Genomic DNA, 18667 nt, shown 5'->3' on the forward strand with positions numbered 1-18667 from the left:
CGCTTCGCGGCAGACGCGACCTCTTCGCGCCTTCGCGTCTTCGCGCGAAACAATTTCACCGCGGCCCGATCATCCCCGCACCGCGCGGCAGATCGTGCCCGTTGATCGCCCGTGCGAGCAGGCGCCGGCGCTCGAACGGCCCGGGCAAGTCCCATTCGCCCGTTCCATCGGCGCCGAAACCGAAGAAGCGGCCATAATATTCGGGATCGCCGATCATCATCAGCGCGCCGTCGGCCTGCGCCTCCGCGACCTCCAGCATATGCGCCATCAGCGCCCGCCCGTGCCCGCCGCGCTGGACGTCGGGGCGCACCGCGACCGGGCCGACCATGACCAGCGGCGTCGCGGTGCCGTCCGCCGCGCGGTGCGCGACCGGCCAGCACTGGATCGTGCCGATCAGCGCGCCGTCCTCGACCGCCGCGAAGCTCAGCGCGGGCACCGCATCCACCCCTTCGCGGATGCGATAGGCGGTTCGTCCGAAGCGATCCGTTCCGAAAGCGGCGTCGAGAAGCGCCTCGACCGCCTGCGGTTCGATATCGGACAATGGAAGTAACTCGACCAACGCGCACCCTTTCGCTAATGCGGCGGCGCTTTAGGGCCCGGCACCGGCGTTGCAAAGCCGAATGTCGCGCTCGTTCGACAGGATTTTCTTGTGACCGATACATTGTGGCTGGAGGTGGACGGGCTGACCGTCCAGGTGCTCACCGGCATCTATTCCGAAGAGACGCATCTGCCGCAGCCGCTGCGCATCTCGGTTCGCGCGCGGCTGGCGATGGCCGATCATTACGAGCCGACGACGCCGCTCAGCCGCTCGAAAAATTACATGCACCTGAAATTCGCGGCGACCGAGGGCATCCCGAAGGACGTCCATTTCGTGCTGATCGAAAGCGTCGCCGACCATATCATCGACACCCTCTTCCTGCAGGACGAGAAGGTCGAGGAGGTCGAGGTGAAGATCGTCAAGCTCGCGATCGCCGAGGAAGGCGAAGAGATCGGCATCACGATGCGCCGGAGTCGTTTGGGGGTGCGCAAGTGACGCAAAAGCTCGCTCTCGTCACGGGCGGGCTTCACCGTGTCGGCGCCGCGATCTCGGCGCGGCTCGCGCGCGAGGGCTATGCGCTGGCGCTGCACCACCACAGCGGCGGCGAGGCCGATCCGGTGCTTGCCGAGGCGCTCGCCGAAACCGGCGCGCGCAGCCACCGCTTCGCCGCCGACCTTTCCGATCCGGCGGCGGTCGATGCGCTGATCCCGGCGGTCGCGGACAAGTTCGGCCGCGCGCCCGGCCTGCTCGTCAACAATGCCGCGCTGTTCGCCGAGGGCGAATGGCAGGATTTGTCGGCCGCCGCGCTCGGCGAAATGATGCAGATCAACCTGTCCGCGCCGGTGATGCTCGCGAAGGCGCTCATCGTGGCGGACGAGGGCCGGCGTCCCGCGATCGTCAATATCGTCGACCAGCGCGTGCGCAATCCGGTCCCCGACCAGATCGCCTACAGCCTGTCGAAATCGGCCTTGTGGCAGGCGACGGCAACGCTGGCGGTGGCCTTCGGGGGTCGCGCACGGATCAACGCCGTCGCGCCGGGGCTGACGATGGCGACCGGGGATTATTCGGCGGCGCAGGTCGAGCGGCTGGCGAAGCTTATGCCGCTGGGCGCGCTGCCGGCGCCCGCGCAGATCGCCGATGCGGTCGTGTATCTGGCGCGCGCCGAGGCGGTGACCGGGCAGACGATCTTCGTCGACGGCGGCGCGCATCTGGCGCCGCTAGGGCGCGATTTCGTGGCGCTGGAGCGGGATTGATCATCGCCGTCCTGGCGATAGCCGAAAGCGACCGAAGGCCGACATTCCGCATCCTTAAAACTTCGTCATTCCCGCGAAAGCGGGAACCCAGGGAGGGGTCAGCCGACGCACGCTCTGGGTTCCCGCTTTCGCGGGAATGACGAATGTTGGGAATGGCGGGAAGCCACTCCAAAGCCGACATCGCTTCGGCTCCGGGCGGTGCTCAGTAGATATGCACTGCCTTGGTGACGAGATAGCCGTCGAGCCCCTCGGGCCCGCTCTCGCTGCCAAAGCCCGATTCCTTGATCCCGCCGAAGGGCGCGTCGAGCGCCGAGATGACGAAGCTGTTCACCCCGACCATGCCGCTTTCGACGGTATCGACGATGCGGTTGATGCGGCGGCCGTTCTCGGTGAAGGCGAAAGCGGCGAGGCCATAGGGCAGCCGGTTCGCCTGTTCGAGTGCCTCCTCCTCGGTCCCGAACGGGCGGATCAGCGCCATCGGACCAAAGGGTTCGTGGTTCATCGCGTCGGCCTCGAGCGGCACGTCGGCGATCGCGGTGGGCTGGAAGAAATAGCCGTCGCCCGTCGCCTCGCCGCCCGCGATCACGCGCGCGCCCTTGGCCTTGGCATCGGCGATCAAGGCTTCGAGCGCAGGGATGCGGCGCGCGTTGGCAAGCGGGCCCATCTGGGTGTCGGCGTCGAGGCCGCTGCCGATCTTCACCTTCTGGGTGCGCTCGGCAAAGCCCTTCACAAAGGCGTCGTAGATGCCCTGCTGGACATGGAAACGCGTCGGCGAGATGCAGACCTGCCCCGCGTTGCGGAACTTCTGCCACACGACCTTGTCGAGCGTCGCCTCGAGGTCGCAATCGTCGAAGATCAGCACCGGAGCGTGGCCGCCGAGTTCCATCGTGATCCGCTTCACCCCGTCGGCGGCGAGCTTCATCAGATGCTTGCCGACCGCGGTCGAGCCGGTGAAACTGACCTTGCGGATCACCGGGCTCGCGAGCAGGTGGCGGCTGATCATGTCGGGATCGCCGTAAACGAGCTGGACGGCGTCGCCCGGGATTCCCGCATCGGCGATGCAGCGCATGACCGCGCTGGTGCAGCCCGGCGTCTCCTCGGGCGCCTTCGCGATCACCACGCAGCCCGCGGCGAGCGCCGGCGCGATTTTTTTGACCATCAGATTGACCGGGAAGTTCCACGGGCTGAACCCCGCGACGGGGCCGACCGGATGCTTGGTCACCATCGCGCGCTGGCCGACCGGACGCTGGAGCACGCGCCCCTCGATGCGTTTGCCCTGCTCGGCGAAATAGTCGAACAGCCCGGCGGCCGACAGCACTTCGCCGCGCGCCTCGCCGATGGGTTTGCCCTGTTCGAGCGTCAGGAGGGTCGCGATATGATCGACGCGCTCGCGGATGATCGCGGCCGCCTTGCGCATCAGCGCGGCGCGCTCGTCGGGGGTCCTGGCGCGCCACGCGGGCCAGCCGCGTTCCGCCGCCGCGAGCGCCTCGTCGAGATCGGCGGCGGTCGCGACGGGCAGGTCGGCGATCGTGCCTGCCGTCGCGGGGTTATAGACCGGCCGCGCGTCACGCCCCTCGCCGCTCCGCCAGGCGCCGTTGATGAAGAGCTGGAGGTCGGCGTCGTAGGTCGCGGTCATCGGGGGACTTTCATTTAGCCCCTCCTCTTCAGAGGAGGGGAGGGGGGTGGTGAAGCTCGGTCGGGCTCGATGCCCGAGCGAGCTTGTTGCACAAGCTCGCCACCACCCCAAACCCCTCCTCTGAAGAGGAGGGGCTTAAATGGCCGCGCCGTCGCCCGTGCATATAGGACCGATCAGCGATAGTTAAAGCTGATGCTGATCCGCTCGCCCTTGCCCGCGTTGGGCATCACCTCGTGCCGCAGCCAGCTTTCCCAAAGGAAGACGCGCCCCGCGGCGGGCTCGGCATAAACGAAGGGATGGAGATGCTCGGGCGCGTCGCCGGTGCGTCCCGGCGCCGCCATCAGCATCGGCAGGCGCGGGTCCTCGAGCTTGAGCGCGCCCGATCCCGGCGGAACCGCGACGTAGAAGGTGCCCGAGACGATGCTGTGCGGGTGGATATGGCCGCTGTGGGTGCCGCCAGGTTTCAGGATGTTGACCCACAGGCTGTCGAGCTTGAGCGGCTTGGCGAGGTCGAAATGGCACGCCTTGGCGAAGGCCTTCACTTGCTTGTCGAGCAGTTTCTTCAAATCGTAAAAGGCCGGATCGCGCTCGGGCAGGTCGCCGAGGCTCGCGTAGCTCGTATAGCCCTTGTAACCATGCTCGCGGCTCCACGCCTTTCCCGCGCCATCCTCCGCCGCGAACAGGCGGCAGCTTTCCTCCAGCTCTTCGAGCAGGTCGGGCGTGCCGATGTCGGCCTCGTAAAAATGGGTGGCGAAGAGCGTGCGAACGGGCATGATGGCCGCAAAGCATAGGATAAGCGCAAGAGCAAGGAATACACCGCCATCGTCACCCCGGACTTGATCCGGGGTGACGAGATAGAAATGCACAACAACGAGGGAGAGGATATGGCCGAGTTTGAACTGATCGCCGACGGATTGCGTTTCCCCGAGGCGCCGGTGGTGATGGACGACGGCAGCGTCATCGTCGTCGAGATCGAGGCGAAGCGGATCACGCGCTGCTGGCCGGGCGGCAAAAAGGAAGTCATCGCGACCCCCGGCGGCGGTCCCAACGGCCTCGCGATCGGCCCCGACGGCAAGCTTTATTGCTGCAACAACGGCGGGTTCAACTATGTCGAATCGAACGGCTATCTCGCCCCGCACGGCATCGCCGACGATTATTCGGGCGGGCGGATCGAACGCATCGATATCGCGACGGGCGCGGTCGAAGTGCTGTACAAGAGCGGCGATCATGGCGTCATCCTGCGCGGTCCCAACGACATCATGTTCGACGCGCACGGCGGCTTCTGGTTCACCGATCACGGCAAGGTCGATTATGCCGCGCGTTGCCACGACATCGTCGGCATCTTCTACGCCAAGGCCGACGGCAGCTTCATCGAGGAAGTGATCTTCCCGAGCTATAACCCGAACGGCGTCGGCCTCTCGCCCGACGGGACCAAACTCTATGCCGCCGAAACCTACACCTGCCGCCTGACCCAGTTCAACATCGTCGCCCCCGGCAAGGTCGACGATGCCGCGGGCCCCGGGGGCCCCGGCATCCCGCTCTATCGCCCCGCGGGCTATAAATTCTTCGACAGCCTCGCGATGGAAGCGAACGGCAATATCTGCGTCGCGACGATCGGCGAGTGCGGCATCAGCGTCGTCTCGCCGCAGGGCGAGCTGGTCGAATTCGTCGCGACCGACGACATCTTCACCACCAATATCGCCTTCGGCGGGTCCGACCGGCAGGACGCCTATATCACCCTGTCGGGCACGGGCCGGCTGGTGAAGACGCGCTGGGCGCGGCCGGGGCTGCAGCTGCAATATTAGAAGGGTCCGCGATGCACGAGGAAACCCATGCCGTCACGCGGATCGGCTGGCTGCGCGCCGCGATCCTCGGCGCGAACGACGGGATCGTGTCGACCGCGAGCCTGATCGCGGGCGTCGCGGCGGCCGGCGCGTCAGAGGCGTCGATCCTGATCACCGGCAGCGCGGGGCTCGTCGCGGGGGCGATGTCGATGGCGGCGGGCGAATATGTCTCGGTGAGTTCGCAGGGCGATGCGGAGACGGCCGACGTCGAACTCGAGAAACGCCATCTCGCCGCCGACCCCGAGTATGAGCTCGAGGAGCTGACGCAAATCTATCAGGAGCGCGGGCTGACCCGCGCGCTCGCCGAAGAGGTCGCGGCGCAGCTCACCGCGCATAATGCGCTCGACACGCATCTGCGCGACGAGCTGGGGATGACCGACGTCACGGCGGCGCGGCCGGTGCAGGCGGCGGCGGCTTCGGCGGCAAGCTTTTCGGTCGGCGCCGCGCTGCCGCTCGCGACGGTGCTGGTCGATCGGGGCACATCGCTGCCCTTCACCGTCTCGGCAGCGTCGCTCGTCTTCCTTGCGATCCTCGGCGCGCTCGGGGCGCGGGCGGGCAATGCGCCGATGCTGCGCCCGGTCGTGCGCGTGACTTTCTGGGGAGCGTTCGCCATGGCCGCGACGATCGCGATCGGGTCGCTGCTGGGAACGGCGGTGGGCTGAGATTATTGCATGATTTCCCTGTGCCCCTGCGGAGGCAGGGGCCCATCTCCGGTCGTCGCCATTTTGAACCGGCGGGAGATGGGTCCCCGCCTTCGCGGGGACACGGAAGCTTTTCAAGCTAGCGCCGCGCCAGCCATTCACGCAGCGCGACGGCGTTGTTCCGTTCCTCGTCCTTCGCGGCGTAGAGCAAGGTCACGGGCCCCGCCTTCCGCGCCGCATCGAGTTCGGCGAGCGCGGCCGCAATCTCGTCGCCGCCCGCGTCGAGCGCCGCGAAATATTCCTTGCGGAAGGCGGACCAGGCCGCGTCCGAATGGGCGGCGGCGTGATGAAATTCCTCGCGCATCGCTTCGCTCGGCGACAAGGGCTTCAGCCAGGCGGTCAGCGCCGCCTTTTCCTTCGACACGCCGCGCGGCCACAGCCGGTCGACGAGGAAACGCGCGCCGTCGCCGGGACCGGCCGGTTCGTAGATGCGCTTGACCGCGATTGTCAGGGGCGTCGCCATCTGTATGACTATCGGCCATCCCGCGGCCGCGGGCAAGCCCATCGGAGGGGTCCGGACATGAGCGCAAAGAGCTGGGCGATCGACATCGATCGCGACGATATTACGCAAGCAAAATTGGTCACCGATGCCGACGAGTTGCTCGCGCCGGGACAAATTCGCGTCCACCTCGACAGCTATGCGATGACCGCGAACAACATCACTTACGCCGTGTTCGGCAAGCCTGCCGGCCTGTTCGGAAACGACCAGGGCTATTGGGATTTCTTTTCGGAGCGCGACACACCGGGCCGCCTGCCCGTCTGGGGCTTCGCGACGGTGATCGAAAGCGCCGCCGAGGGCGTCGCGGCGGGCGACCGTTTCTATGGCTATTATCCGATGGCGGAGAGCGCCATACTGACTGCCGGCAAGGCGGGCCCGGGCGGCTTCACCGACGTCACCCCGCGCCGCACCACCCTGCCCCCCATCTACAATCATTATCAGCGGATCGAGGCGCTCGAGGGCTATCGCGCCGCCGACCATGATTATTGGCCGATATTCCGCCCGCTCTTCCTGACCGGCTGGCTGATCGCCGACCAGTTCGAGGATGAGGGCGATTATGGCGCGGGGCAGATATTGATCGCGAGCGCGTCGAGCAAGACCGCGATCGGGCTCGGCTTTTCACTCGCGCGGCGCGCGGGGCATCGCCCCGAAACGGTCGGCCTGACGAGCAAGGCGAACGTCGCCGATCTCGACGCGCAGCGCATCTACGACCGCGTCATCGCCTATGAGGATATATTGACGCTCAATCCCGGCATGCCCTCGGCCTTCGTCGACATGGCGGGCAACGGCGCGGTGACGCGCGTCGTACACAGCCATTTCGGGAATAATCTCAAGGCCTCGATCATCGTCGGCAAATCGCATTGGGATGCCGATGCCGGCGGGGCGGCGCTGCCCGGGCCCGAGCGGCAGGGCTTTTTCGCGCCGGGGCGCAGCCAGAAGCGCATCGCCGACTGGGGCGGGGCGGCCTTCGGGCAAAGAATCGCCGAGGCCTGGCTCGCCTTCATGGACGTTGCGCCGCGGCTGGCTTCGGTCGATAAACGCAGCGGCGGCGACGCGGCGCTCGCCGCCTATCGGGAGATGCTCTCGGGACAAGCCGACCCCAGAAAGGGGATCGTCGTCGTTCCATGAGGGTCGCAGGGGAGCAGTCCCTTTCCTCGCGCCGGAAAGGAACAGGCCATGCTTCGCACGCTCGTCTCCGCCGCTTCGCTCGCGCTCCTGCTCCCGGCGGGCGCGGCGCTCGCCAAAACGCCCCAGGCCGCGCCCGCGCGCAAAGCCGACCTCGCCGACCGCGTCGCCGGCACCTACAGCGGCGACGTCATCTCCGATGCGCGCGGCGCGTCGAAAAGCGGCGTCACGGTCATTGTGACGCGCACGGGCCCGAACAAGGTCGAGGTCAAGTCGGACTATGCCCGCATCCCGACCGTCATCATATCGCTCGAGAAGGCGATGGACGCGATCCTCGCGGCGAACGGCCCGTCGGTGTTCCTGCTCGACACGGTGCGCTCGCCCGACCGGCTCGACCTCACCATCGACGATGCGAGCTGGTCGGGCACGCGCGTGAAATAGTGCCGTCGCATGCGGCGCGGTTGACGTTAACGTCAATCTGCGCTCTAGCCGCGCCATGTCCCGATTGTCCCGATACACGCATGTCATCTTCGACTTCGGCGGCGTCATCACCGCCTCGCCCTTCGAAGCCTTCAACCGGCTCGAGGAAGAGCGCGGGCTGCCGCGCGACTTCGTGCGCCGCGTCAACGCCGCCGATCCCGACACCAACGCCTGGGCCCGCTTCGAACGCGCCGAAATCGACGCGGCGGCGTTCGACGCGCTGTTCGCGGCCGAGGCGAAGGCGCTCGGGCACGCGCTCGAGGGCGAAGCGGTGCTCGCGGTGCTGGCCGGGGCGGTGCGCCCCGCGATGGTCGCAGCGCTCGACACGCTGAAGGCCGGCGGCTTCGGCATCGCGTGCATCACCAACAATGTCCCCAGCGGCAAGGGCGCGGGGATGGCGCGCAGCGAGGCACTCGCCGCCGAGGTCGCGGCGATCATGGCGCGCTTCGACCATGTGATCGAATCGAGCAAGGTCGGCGTGCGCAAGCCCGACCCGCGAATCTACGAGATGATGTGCGAGGCGCTCGGCGCCCAGCCCGCGAACTGCATCTATCTCGACGACCTCGGCATCAACTGCAAACCCGCGAGCCGGCTCGGCATGCACGCGATCAAGGTGACGAGCGGCGAACAGGCGCTCGCCGATCTGTCGGCGGCGCTGGAGATAGAACTGCCCTAATGCGCGAGCAGCAGCGGAAAGCGGCCGCTCGTCACCAGATAGTGGGTGGCCCCGCCGAACAGCGTCTCGCGCAGGCGGCCGCGGCCGAAGGCGCCCATGACGATCAGGCCCGCGCCGAGCGCCGCCGCTTCCTCCTCCAGCCGTTCTTCGGCCGTCTTTCCCCCGCGCGAGACGGTCCTGAGGTCCGCATGGATGTCATGGCGCGACAGATAGCGCAGCGCATCGGTTGCGGGAAAGGCGCCCTCCTCCCCGCCGACGCTGACCAGAGTCACCGCCCGGTCCCGTAACAGCGGTACTGCCGCGCGGAGCGCCGCGGCGGCCTGCGCGCTGCCGTTCCAGGCCACCATCGCGGGGGCATCGGGGTCGAGGCGCGCCGTTCCCTGCGGCAGGGCGAGAACCGGGGTCGATATCGCCAGCGCGAGGTCGCCGGCGAGCAGCGGCGACGCGGCGCCTTTAGCGTCGCCCGGCAGGCTCACCACCGCCAGATCGGCAAGCGTCGCGGTCGCGGCGAGCGATCCCGCTATGTCACCGCTCGCGACGACGATGTCCCACGGCACATCCTCCTTCTCCAGCCGGCCGGCGAGCCCCGCTTCGAGCGCGAGGTCGTCGGCCTGCGCCTTCGCCAGCGCCTCGGCCGCGAAATAGCTGCCGCCGAAGGGGTCGAAGCTGACGAATTGCTGAAAGGGCGTCGCGATCATCAGCGTGACATGACCGCCGAACCGGCGGGCTAGGTCGAGCGCGACCTGCAGCCGGCCTTCCGAGGCGGCCTCATCGTCGGCGTGAACCAGGATCGAGCGCATTTTTCCGTCTCCTTCGCGATGGCGTCGCAAGCGGGATGCGCCGGATCCGGCGCGGCGTCATTGATCGCCGTCAAAGTCGCGCGAGGCCGCCGCGATACGCAGCGTCGCCGCGCGCGCATAAATCCGGTCCAGCACGGGTTCGGTGTCGGACACGCGCTTGGCGACGTGAAATTCGACCGGCACGAGCGCGGGCATGCCATCGAGCTCGACCAGCGCGCCGCTCGCGATTTCGCCGCGCACCATAGGTTCGGGAAAGATGCCGATCCCGCCGCCGACTCTGGCGATGTCGATCATCATACGCGCATTATTGCACAAATTCACCGATTTCTGCGCGATGCGCGACGCGGCGATCGCATCGCGCATCCGCCCGTGGATCGGCGAATGGCTGGCGAGCGACCAGACGGGGAGCACCGCCTCCCCGCTCGCGAAGGCCGATGCGACCGCGGGGCTCGCAAGCCAGAGCAGTTCGACCTCGCCGATCGGACTAGTCTTGAGCGCGGGATGCGCGATCGGCCCGGCGGCGAAGGCCATGTCGGTGCGCCCGGTCAAAAGCTGCTGGATCAGGTTGGCGGTGAGGTCGATCTCGATCTCGAGCCCGACGCCCGGCATGTCGGCCTTGAGTTCCGCGACGAAAGCGGGAAGGCAGCTTGCCGCCGCTATCTCGCCCGCGCCGATGCGCACCACGCCGCTCGCCTCGCCATAGCCGCCACTGCCGAGCAGCGCGTATTGCATGTCGCGCAGCAAGGGGTCGCAATCGCGCACCAGCTTGCGCCCCGCCGCCGTCAGCGACATCGCGCGGCCTTCGCGGCGGAACAGCGCCGTCCCCAATCGCTGTTCGAGTTCGCGCATCCGCGCCGACACCGTCGGCTGGGTGGTGTTGAGCCGCTCGGCCGCCGCAGAAAAAGTGCCGAGCCGGTCGATCCAGAGGAGGGTTTCTAGATGATAGAGCGAGACGCGATTAATAGACATTATCTATGTATAATCCAAAAATCGAACAATTAGAATTGATGGATCAAATGCGCCAAGGTCGCGCCCGACATTCCGGCAAGGAGGCCCTTCATGGCGAACAAGCAATATCCCGACGCAGCAGCCGCGCTTGACGGCCTCCTTTTCGACGGGATGCAGATTTGCGCGGGGGGCTTCGGCCTTTGCGGCATTCCCGAGCGGCTGATCGACGCGATTCGCGACGCGGGCGTCAAGAACCTCACCATCGCCAGCAACAATGCCGGGATCGACGGCGAGGGCCTCGGCAAGCTGCTCCGCACCAAGCAGGTCGGAAAGATGATCTCCTCCTATGTCGGCGAAAACAAGGAGTTCGAACGGCAATATCTCGCGGGCGAGCTCGAGGTCGAATTCTGCCCGCAAGGCACGCTCGCCGAACGCTGCCGCGCGGGCGGCGCGGGCATTCCGGGCTTCTATACGAAGACCGGCGTCGGCACGCTCGTCGCCGAAGGCAAGGAAGTGAAGAATTTCGACGGGCAGGACTATATCCTCGAACGCGGCATCTTCGCCGACCTCGCCATCATCAAGGGGTGGAAGGCCGACGAGAGCGGCAACCTGATTTTCCGCAAGACCGCGCGCAACTTCAACCAGCCGATGGCGACCGCCGCGAAGATCTGCGTCGCCGAGGTCGAGGAAATCGTGCCGGTGGGCAGCCTCGATCCCGACAGCATCCACCTGCCCGGCATCTATGTGAAGCGCCTCGTCCTCGGCGCGCCCTACGACAAGAAGATCGAATTCCGCACCGTGCGTCCGCGCGAGACCGTGTGATGCGCGGCCTCGCCCTTGCAGCGCCGCTGCTGTTGGCAGGCTGTGCGAGCGCGCCTGCCGAGGTCGCTACCACGCCGCCTGCACCTGCGGAAGCCGACAAGCCTCCAGTCGCACTGCAATATCTCTACGGCTCGCCCGAAGCGGCGGTTGCGGTGCGCGCGACCAATGCGCGTATTGCCGATTACGGCGTATGGCGGATCAAGCAGCGGCCGAAGGACAGCGTCGTGCTCGCGCCCGGCGCGACGATGGATGCGCCGGCGTTCGAGCCGTGCGGGGACAAGCCCTTCGCGGCGGTGTTCGACGCCGACGAGACGCTGATCTGGAACCGCGGCCCGATGCGCTATTTCGCCGAGAAGGGCTCCGCCTTCGATCCGGAAATCTGGGACCAGTGGGAAAAGACCGGCGCGGGCAAGGCGATCGCGATGCCCGGCGCAGCGCAGATGGTGAACAAGCTGCGCGCGGCGGGAATCACCGTCATCGCCAACACCAACCGCAGCGCCGCCAATGCCAAGGGCAGCGAGGATACGCTGCGCGCCGCGGGCCTCGGCGAGTTCAAGCATGGCGAGACGCTCTTCCTGATGGGCGACGATGCCGGCGGGTCGAGCAAGGACGGCCGCCGCGCCACGATCGCGTCGAAATATTGCGTCATCATCCTCGGCGGCGACCAGCTCGGCGATTTCAGCCAGCAGTTCAACGTCAAGGGCCTGCCCGCCGCGCAGCGCATGGCGCTCGCCACGAGCGCCGCCGCCGCCAATCTATGGGACAAGGGCTGGTTCCTTTTCCCCAACCCCGTCTATGGCCCGTGGGAAAAGCTGGGCTGGGACGATGCCTTCCCCTCCGACAAGCAATGGGAGCCCAAATAAGATGGCCCAAGAATCCAAAGGCTGGACGCGAGACGATATGGCGGCGCGCGCCGCGAAGGAGCTGGAGGACGGCTATTACGTCAACCTCGGCATCGGCATTCCGACGCTGGTCGCGAATCACGTGCCCGCGGGGATGACGGTGACGCTGCAGTCCGAGAACGGGATGCTCGGCATCGGCCCCTTTCCCTTCGAGGGCGACGAAGACCCCGACCTGATCAACGCCGGCAAGCAGACGATCAGCGAACTGCCGCAGACCGCCTATTTCGGGTCGGAACAGAGCTTTGCGATGATCCGCGGCGGCCATATCGACCTGGCCGTGCTGGGCGGCATGGAAGTCGCCGAGAATGGCGACCTTGCAAACTGGATGGTGCCCGGCAAGATGATCAAGGGCATGGGCGGCGCGATGGACCTCGTCGCCGGGGTCAAGAAGATCATCGTCGTGATGGAGCACAACGCCAAGGACGGCAGCCCGAAGTTCATCCCCGAATGCACGCTGCCGCTGACCGGCAAGAATGTCATCGACATGATCATCACCGACCTCGCGGTGTTCAGGCGCGACGACCATGCAAGCCCGTTCCGGCTGATAGAGCTCGCGCCGGGGGTGACGGCGGACGAAGTCGCGGCTAAGACGACAGCCAATTATGAGGTCGCCATCTAATCACGGATCGATGAAGCGGGTTCTCGCCTGCCTCGTCGCGGCCGCCGCGCTGGGATCGGCGGGCTGGTTCGGCCTGCACGCCTTCGGCGGCGGCGAACCGCTTGCCAGCGTCCCGATCCCGATCAAGGCCGCCGCAGACCTGCCCGATACGCCCGCCGAATGGCGCGGCCGAATCGACTATCGCGCGCTCGACCAGCAGCTCGCCGACCTGTCGCAGCGGCCCGAAATGGCCGGGCTGGCAGTGGCGGTGGTCGAAGATGGCGAACTGAGCTTCGTGCGCAGCTATGGCGTTGCCGATGCCGCGACGGGCGCGCCGGTGACGCCGCATACGCTGTTCCGCTGGGCGTCGGTCTCCAAGACCGCGACGGGGGCGCTGGCGGGCGCGCTGGCCGCGGACGGCGCCGTCGACCTCGACCGCCCGGTCGCCGACTGGCGCACGTCGCTGCGCCTGCCGGGCGGCGCCGAAGCGCGGGTCACGCTGGACGATCTGCTTGCGCAGCGCACCGGCCTCACCAGCCACGCCTATGATACGAAGCTGGAAGAAGGGAAGGACCCCGCCCTGCTGCGCGCGAGCCTTGCCGCCGCGCCGCTGCAATGCGATCCCGGCACCTGCCACAGCTACCAGAATGTCGCCTTCGACGCGGCGAGCGAGATATTGGGCGCGGCGGCGGGCGAGCCCTTCGCCGATATGGTCGAAGCGCGGTTTTTCCGCCCGCTCGGCATGGTCAGCGCAGGATATGGGATGACGCGGCTGACCGGCGCAAAGGATTGGGCGAAGCCGCACCGCGGCGCGCATGTCCGCCCGATCAAGGAAGCCTATTGGCGCGTTCCCGCGGCCGCCGGGGTCGAAAGCGACATCGTCGATTTCGCGACATGGATGCAGGCGATGATGGGCAGCCGCCCCGATGTGCTGCCGGCCCCGGCGTTGCAGCTTGCGCATCGCCCGCGCGTCGGCACGGGGCGGCTCTATGGCGGCGCGCTGCGCCAGGCCACCAGCGATGCGTCCTATGGCCTCGGCTGGCGGAGCTTCACCTATGGCGGACGCCGGCTCGAAGGCCATTCGGGCGCGGTCGAGGGCTATCGCGCGACGATGATTTTCGAGCCCGCGACGCGCACGGGCGTCGTCGCCCTGTGGAACAGCGATTGGGGCTTCCCGTTCCGCATCCCCTTCGCGGCGATCGACAGCTATCACAAGCGCGCGGACGCGGGCTGGCTCGATCTGGGCGAGCTGCCTCCGGTGGCGGGCACGCGCACCGCAGCCAAAGCGATCCCGGGGCCTCCGAAGGGGTAGACGCGACCCCTTGCCCCTGCATCCATCGCCCGTGTATCAGCGCGTCCACGGCCGGGAGGAGAAACATCTATGCGCGTGCTGCTGACCGGATCGTCGGGCTGGCTCGGGCGCACTCTCGCTCCTTTGCTTACCGAAAACGGCCATGACGTCACCGGGCTCGACGTCGTGCCGAGTCCGTTTACGCAGGTGGTTGGCACCGTTGCCGACCGCGCGCTGATCGATCGCACGATGGGCGAGTACGGGATCGAGGCGGTGATCCACGGCGGCGCGCTGCACAAACCCGACATCGTCCGCTATCCGCGCCAGGCGTTCGTCGACGTCAATGTGACGGGCACGCTCGGCCTGATCGAAGCCGCGGTCGCGGCGGGCAACGACCGTTTCCTCTTCACCTCAACCACCTCGCTGATGGTCCGCGCCGATGTCCGCGAAGGCGCGGGCGAGGCGGGCGCGTGGTGGATGGACGAGGATTTCTCGCCCGTAGAACCGCGCAACATCTATGGCATCACCAAGCTCGCGGCGGAACAGGCCTGCAAGCTCGTCCATCGCGAACATGGCATCGGTCTCGCGATCCTGCGCACCGGACGCTTCTTCCCCGAGGACGACGACACGCACGCGGTCCCGAGCGGTCCCAACCTCAAGGCCAACGAGTTGCTTCACCGCCGCCTGACGGTCGAGGACGCCGCCGCTGCACATCTCGCCGCGCTCGAGGCCGCCCCGGAGCTCGGCTGCGACACCTTCATCCTCTCTGCCCCGCCGCCCTTTGCGCGCGAAGAGGCCGAAGAACTCGCCCGCGACGCACGCGCGGTGATCGCGCGGCACTATCCCGAGGCGGCCGAGCTTTACGCCGCCGAAGGCTGGGTGCTCCCCGCGCGCATCGACCGCGTCTATGATCCGTCGCGCGCCGAGCGCCGCTTCGGCTGGCGCGCCCGAACCGATTTCGGCAGCGTGCTCGCGGCGCTCCGCGACCGCACCGAACTGCCCTTTGCGCACGACCCCGATTATACGTCCCCCATCGTCGCACAGGAGCGCGAAGCATGTATGTGCTGATCACCGCCAACCGCAATTATTCGAGCTGGTCGCTCCGCCCGTGGATGCTGATGCAGGGCCTGGGCATCGCTTTCGAGGAGCAGATCGAGCCCTTCACCAACCCGATCAACTATGACGAGTTTCGCAGTTTTTCGCCGACGGGGCAGGTGCCCGTGCTGCTCGACGAGGGACGGACCGTTTATGATTCGCTGGGCATAACGCTCTATCTCGCCGACCGGCACGACGGCGTCTGGCCCGCCGATCCCGATGCGCGCGCCTGGGCGCAGTGCGCTGTCGCGGAAATGCACAGCGGCTTTTCGGCGCTGCGCGGCGATTGCACGATGAACGTCGGCGTCCGCGTGACCCCGAAGCCGCCGTCGGGCGCGCTCCGCCTCGACATCGCGCGCCTTCGCGAGCTGTTCGCCGAAGGGCTATCGCGGTTTGGCGGGCCGTATCTCGCGGGCGATCGCTTCACCGCCGCCGATGCCTTTTACGCACCCATAGCCTTTCGCATCCGCACCTATGATCTCGACGTCGGCGCGGCGCAGGCGTGGGTCGACCATATGCTGTCGCACCCCGCGATGCTCGAATGGGAACGGCAGGCGCTGCTCGAGGAATGGCGCGAGGAAAGCCACGAAGCCGAGCTGGCGGCGGCGGGGGTGATTACGGCGGATTATCGGGCGAGATAAAACGTCGCCCCCGCGAAGGCGGGGGCCGCTGTCGTTTTACGCTTCGCCACCGGTCTGAGCCTCCAGCGGCCCCCGCCTTCGCGGGGGCGACGTTCAGTCCAAAGCGTCCCGCACCACCGCGATCCCCGCTTCGCGCTGCGCCTTGAGTTCGGCTTTCAGCTTCGCCGGATCGCGCGCGAAGACGAAGCCGAAGCTGACCCCGCCCTCTTTGCCGATCGTCGCATGGTGGAGCTTGTGCGCCTGCACCAGCCGCTTGGCATAGCCGCGCCGGGCCACCCAGCGGAAATAGCGCTGGTGGACGAGACCGTCATGCACGAGCGTGTAGATGATGCCATAGACGAGGATGCCAAGCCCGATCCACGTCCCCGGCTCCCACGCCGCGGTGCCCATGATCATCGGGCTGCCGGCCATGAACATCGAAATGCTCATCGCGGCGCCGACAAGAGCGAAGAGGTCGTTCTTTTCCAGCACATGCCCGTGCGGTTCGTGATGGTCGCGATGCCACGCCCAGCCGAAACCGTGCATGATATATTTGTGGCTCGCCCAGGCGACGCCCTCCATCGCCGCGACGGTGGCGAGAATGAGCGCGAGGATGGCGGGCAGCGACATGCGGGGATTATAGGCCCTTTACCTGCAAGAGACCACTATCCCCTCGTCATCCCGGCGAAGGCCGGGATGACGAAATATGTTATGACAGGCATCGCGACCGAAAATTGCGTTTTCGAACGCCACTCGCTTGCATTGTTATGCGACTGGCGTAAGTGGACCGCATGACTCGGCCCCGCACCCTTTACGAGAAAATCTGGGACGCGCATGTCGTCGAACAGCGCCCCGACGGTACCTGCCTGATCTTCATCGACCGCCACCTCGTCCATGAAGTCACCAGCCCGCAGGCCTTCGCGGGGCTACGCGCGAGCGGCCGCAGGGTGCGCCGCCCCGACCTGACGCTCGCGGTGCCCGACCATAATGTGCCCACGACAGCGCGGCTCGACTCGGCGGGCAACAAATTGCCGATCGCCGACCCCGAAAGCGCGGCGCAACTCGCCGCGCTCGAAAAGAACGCGCCCGAATATGGCATCCGCTATATCGATGCGGTCGCGCCCGAACAGGGCATCGTCCATGTCGTCGGCCCCGAGCAGGGCTTCTCGCTGCCCGGCGCGACGATCGTGTGCGGCGACAGCCACACCGCGTGCCACGGCGGCATCGGCGCGCTCGCCTTCGGCATCGGGACGAGCGAGGTCGAGCATGTGCTCGCGACGCAGACGCTGCTGCTCCAGCCGTCGAAGACGATGGAAGTGCGCGTCGAGGGCGAGGTCGGCCCCGGCGTCAGCGCAAAGGACATCATCCTCCATATCACGGGCGTCATCGGCGCCGCGGGCGGCACCGGCCACGTCATCGAATATACGGGTAGCGCGATCCGCGCGCTCAGCATCGAGGGTCGCCTGACCGTCAGCAACATGGCGATCGAGGGCGGCGCGCGCGCCGGGCTGATCGCGCCCGACGAGACGACCTTCGCCTATCTCAAGGGCCGCCCCTATGCGCCGAAGGGCGCCGACTGGGACGCTGCGGTCGCCTATTGGAAGAGCCTCGCGACCGATCCGGGCGCGACCTATGACAAGAGTGTCGTCATCGACGCCGCCGACATCGCACCGAGCGTGACCTGGGGCACGAGTCCCGAGGATGTCGTGCCGATCACCGGCGTCGTCCCCGCGCCCGACAGCTTCGCCGACCCGTCGAAGCAAACCGCCGCCGCCAAGAGCCTTGCCTATATGGGCCTCGAACCCGGCACGCGGATGCAGGATGTGCCGATCGAGAATATCTTCATCGGCAGCTGCACCAACAGCCGCATCGAGGACCTGCGCGCCGCCGCCGCGGTGATCAAGGGCCGCCACAAGGCGCCGGGCGTCAAATGGGCGATCGTCGTCCCGGGTTCCGGGCTGGTGAAGGCGCAGGCCGAGGCCGAGGGGCTCGACCGCATCTTCACCGACGCGGGTCTCGAATGGCGCGAGCCGGGCTGTTCGGCGTGCCTCGCGATGAACCCCGACAAGGTGCCCGCAGGCGAACGCTGCGCCTCGACGAGCAACCGCAATTTCGTCGGCCGTCAGGGACCCGGCGCGCGCACGCATCTGGTCAGCCCCGCCATGGCCGCAGCGGCGGCGGTGACCGGCAAGCTCACCGACGTCAGGGAGCTGATGGCATGACCCCGCTGAATCAGGTCGAAGGCCGCGCAATTCCGTTCGGGCTCAAGAATGTCGACACCGACGTCATCATCCCCGCGCACTGGCTGAAGACCACCACGCGCGAGGGCATGGGGCGCGGGGCGTTCGAGAGCCTGCGCGCCGATCCCGACAATCTGTTCGACCGGCCCGAATATAAGGGCGCGCCGATCCTGATTGCGGGCGATAATTTCGGTTGCGGATCGAGCCGCGAACATGCCGCCTGGGCACTGGGCGACCTCGGCATCCGCGTCGTCATCGCGCCCTCCTATTCGGACATTTTCTCCGGCAATGCCGTGAAGAACGGCATCTTGCCCGTCGTGCTCCCTCAACAAGCGATCGACCGGCTGATGGAGGTCGCCCAAACCGATCCGGTGTTCGTCGATCTCGAGCATCAGACAGTGACGACGCAGTATCAGGACCGCTTCAGCTTCGAGATCGACCCGTTCCGCAAGATGTGCCTGCTCGAAGGGCTCGACGAGATTTCGCTGACCGAAAAGAGCGACGCCGCGATCGGCGCCTATGAGTCGAAGCTCGACGCCGAGCGGCCCTGGATGCGCCCCGCCGCATAGGATCAAACGCACACCATAAGAGGAGAAGAT

22 protein-coding genes are annotated in these 18667 nt (G+C 67.1%); 15 read left to right on the forward strand and 7 right to left on the reverse strand.

What is annotated here, in order from left to right:
* Positions 1 to 55: 55 nt before the first annotated feature.
* Positions 56 to 559, reverse strand: coding sequence for an N-acetyltransferase (locus QZL87_RS16180; RefSeq protein ID WP_295321408.1), 504 nt, complete (start codon positions 557 to 559; stop codon positions 56 to 58).
* Between the two features lie 90 nt (positions 560 to 649).
* On the opposite strand from QZL87_RS16180, the gene QZL87_RS16185 reads away from it, so the two are divergent.
* Together QZL87_RS16185 and QZL87_RS16190 are read left to right on the forward strand one after the other, a co-directional pair.
* Entirely contained in the window at positions 650 to 1033 is a 384-nt protein-coding gene (locus tag QZL87_RS16185; protein ID WP_295321411.1) for a dihydroneopterin aldolase, read from the forward strand.
* Positions 1030 to 1791, forward strand: a complete 762-nt coding sequence (locus QZL87_RS16190) for an SDR family oxidoreductase (protein ID WP_295321413.1) — start codon at positions 1030 to 1032, stop codon at positions 1789 to 1791. Before QZL87_RS16185 ends, QZL87_RS16190 begins: the two co-directional genes overlap by 4 nt.
* Before the next feature lie 202 nt (positions 1792 to 1993).
* Here QZL87_RS16190 and QZL87_RS16195 read toward each other — a convergent pair whose 3' ends face one another.
* Together QZL87_RS16195 and QZL87_RS16200 are read right to left on the reverse strand one after the other, a co-directional pair.
* On the reverse strand, positions 1994 to 3427 hold the full coding sequence (locus tag QZL87_RS16195) for an NAD-dependent succinate-semialdehyde dehydrogenase (RefSeq protein WP_295321416.1): 1434 nt from the start codon (positions 3425 to 3427) through the stop codon (positions 1994 to 1996).
* A 173-nt stretch (positions 3428 to 3600) separates the two neighbouring features.
* Positions 3601 to 4200 carry a TIGR02466 family protein gene (locus tag QZL87_RS16200; protein ID WP_295321418.1) on the reverse strand — a complete coding sequence of 200 codons (600 nt, stop codon included), beginning with the start codon at positions 4198 to 4200 and terminating at the stop codon, positions 3601 to 3603.
* Between the two features lie 111 nt (positions 4201 to 4311).
* Between QZL87_RS16200 and QZL87_RS16205 the strand changes: the two genes are divergently transcribed.
* Both QZL87_RS16205 and QZL87_RS16210 read left to right on the forward strand, forming a co-directional pair.
* Positions 4312 to 5232 (forward strand): SMP-30/gluconolactonase/LRE family protein, encoded by a 921-nt coding sequence (locus QZL87_RS16205; protein ID WP_295321421.1) that lies wholly within the window; start codon positions 4312 to 4314, stop codon positions 5230 to 5232.
* A gap of 11 nt (positions 5233 to 5243) precedes the next feature.
* Positions 5244 to 5933 carry a VIT family protein gene (locus QZL87_RS16210; RefSeq protein WP_295321427.1) on the forward strand — a complete coding sequence of 230 codons (690 nt, stop codon included), beginning with the start codon at positions 5244 to 5246 and terminating at the stop codon, positions 5931 to 5933.
* 118 nt (positions 5934 to 6051) lie between these two features.
* Here QZL87_RS16210 and QZL87_RS16215 read toward each other — a convergent pair whose 3' ends face one another.
* Entirely contained in the window at positions 6052 to 6435 is a 384-nt protein-coding gene (locus QZL87_RS16215) for a DUF488 family protein (RefSeq protein WP_295321429.1), read from the reverse strand.
* Between the two features lie 57 nt (positions 6436 to 6492).
* Here QZL87_RS16215 and QZL87_RS16220 point away from each other — a divergent pair, with 57 nt between their 5' ends.
* The 3 genes from QZL87_RS16220 to QZL87_RS16230 are packed head-to-tail and all read left to right on the forward strand — an operon-like array spanning position 6493 to position 8752.
* A complete protein-coding gene (locus tag QZL87_RS16220; RefSeq protein WP_295321430.1) occupies positions 6493 to 7599 on the forward strand; it encodes a DUF2855 family protein in 1107 nt (368 codons plus the stop codon).
* 48 nt (positions 7600 to 7647) lie between these two features.
* Positions 7648 to 8037 carry a hypothetical protein gene (locus tag QZL87_RS16225; protein ID WP_295321432.1) on the forward strand — a complete coding sequence of 130 codons (390 nt, stop codon included), beginning with the start codon at positions 7648 to 7650 and terminating at the stop codon, positions 8035 to 8037.
* A 55-nt stretch (positions 8038 to 8092) separates the two neighbouring features.
* A complete protein-coding gene (locus tag QZL87_RS16230; RefSeq protein ID WP_295321434.1) occupies positions 8093 to 8752 on the forward strand; it encodes an HAD-IA family hydrolase in 660 nt (219 codons plus the stop codon).
* Here the strand turns inward: QZL87_RS16230 and QZL87_RS16235 are convergent.
* Entirely contained in the window at positions 8749 to 9552 is an 804-nt protein-coding gene (locus QZL87_RS16235) for a universal stress protein (RefSeq protein WP_295321436.1), read from the reverse strand. The genes QZL87_RS16230 and QZL87_RS16235 overlap by 4 nt on opposite strands.
* Positions 9553 to 9609: 57 nt before the next feature.
* A complete protein-coding gene (locus QZL87_RS16240) occupies positions 9610 to 10521 on the reverse strand; it encodes a LysR family transcriptional regulator (RefSeq protein WP_295321438.1) in 912 nt (303 codons plus the stop codon).
* Between the two features lie 90 nt (positions 10522 to 10611).
* On the opposite strand from QZL87_RS16240, the gene QZL87_RS16245 reads away from it, so the two are divergent.
* The 6 genes from QZL87_RS16245 to QZL87_RS16270 all read left to right on the forward strand — a co-directional run bounded on the left by QZL87_RS16245 (position 10612) and on the right by QZL87_RS16270 (position 15849).
* Positions 10612 to 11322 carry a CoA transferase subunit A gene (locus QZL87_RS16245; protein WP_295321440.1) on the forward strand — a complete coding sequence of 237 codons (711 nt, stop codon included), beginning with the start codon at positions 10612 to 10614 and terminating at the stop codon, positions 11320 to 11322.
* Complete coding sequence (locus QZL87_RS16250; RefSeq protein WP_295321443.1) at positions 11322 to 12185, forward strand: HAD family acid phosphatase; 864 nt, start codon at positions 11322 to 11324, stop codon at positions 12183 to 12185. The genes QZL87_RS16245 and QZL87_RS16250 overlap by 1 nt, the downstream gene beginning before the upstream one ends.
* Before the next feature lies 1 nt (position 12186).
* Positions 12187 to 12843: a CoA transferase subunit B gene (locus QZL87_RS16255; RefSeq protein ID WP_295321445.1), complete on the forward strand. Its 657-nt coding sequence runs from the start codon at positions 12187 to 12189 to the stop codon at positions 12841 to 12843.
* Positions 12844 to 12853: 10 nt separating this feature from the next.
* Positions 12854 to 14134 (forward strand): serine hydrolase domain-containing protein, encoded by a 1281-nt coding sequence (locus tag QZL87_RS16260; protein ID WP_295321446.1) that lies wholly within the window; start codon positions 12854 to 12856, stop codon positions 14132 to 14134.
* A 69-nt stretch (positions 14135 to 14203) separates the two neighbouring features.
* Entirely contained in the window at positions 14204 to 15181 is a 978-nt protein-coding gene (locus QZL87_RS16265; protein WP_295321447.1) for an NAD(P)-dependent oxidoreductase, read from the forward strand.
* Positions 15169 to 15849 (forward strand): glutathione S-transferase family protein, encoded by a 681-nt coding sequence (locus QZL87_RS16270; protein ID WP_295321448.1) that lies wholly within the window; start codon positions 15169 to 15171, stop codon positions 15847 to 15849. Before QZL87_RS16265 ends, QZL87_RS16270 begins: the two co-directional genes overlap by 13 nt.
* A gap of 93 nt (positions 15850 to 15942) precedes the next feature.
* Here QZL87_RS16270 and QZL87_RS16275 read toward each other — a convergent pair whose 3' ends face one another.
* Positions 15943 to 16458 (reverse strand): sterol desaturase family protein, encoded by a 516-nt coding sequence (locus QZL87_RS16275; RefSeq protein ID WP_295321449.1) that lies wholly within the window; start codon positions 16456 to 16458, stop codon positions 15943 to 15945.
* Positions 16459 to 16619: 161 nt separating this feature from the next.
* Here QZL87_RS16275 and leuC point away from each other — a divergent pair, with 161 nt between their 5' ends.
* On the forward strand, positions 16620 to 18050 hold the full coding sequence (gene leuC / locus QZL87_RS16280) for a 3-isopropylmalate dehydratase large subunit (protein WP_295321450.1): 1431 nt from the start codon (positions 16620 to 16622) through the stop codon (positions 18048 to 18050).
* Positions 18047 to 18637, forward strand: a complete 591-nt coding sequence (gene leuD / locus QZL87_RS16285; protein WP_295321451.1) for a 3-isopropylmalate dehydratase small subunit — start codon at positions 18047 to 18049, stop codon at positions 18635 to 18637. The genes leuC and leuD overlap by 4 nt, the downstream gene beginning before the upstream one ends.
* Positions 18638 to 18667: the final 30 nt, after the last annotated feature.

Origin of the sequence: uncultured Sphingopyxis sp. (genome assembly GCF_900078365.1) — a bacterium.
GTDB lineage: Bacteria > Pseudomonadota > Alphaproteobacteria > Sphingomonadales > Sphingomonadaceae > Sphingopyxis.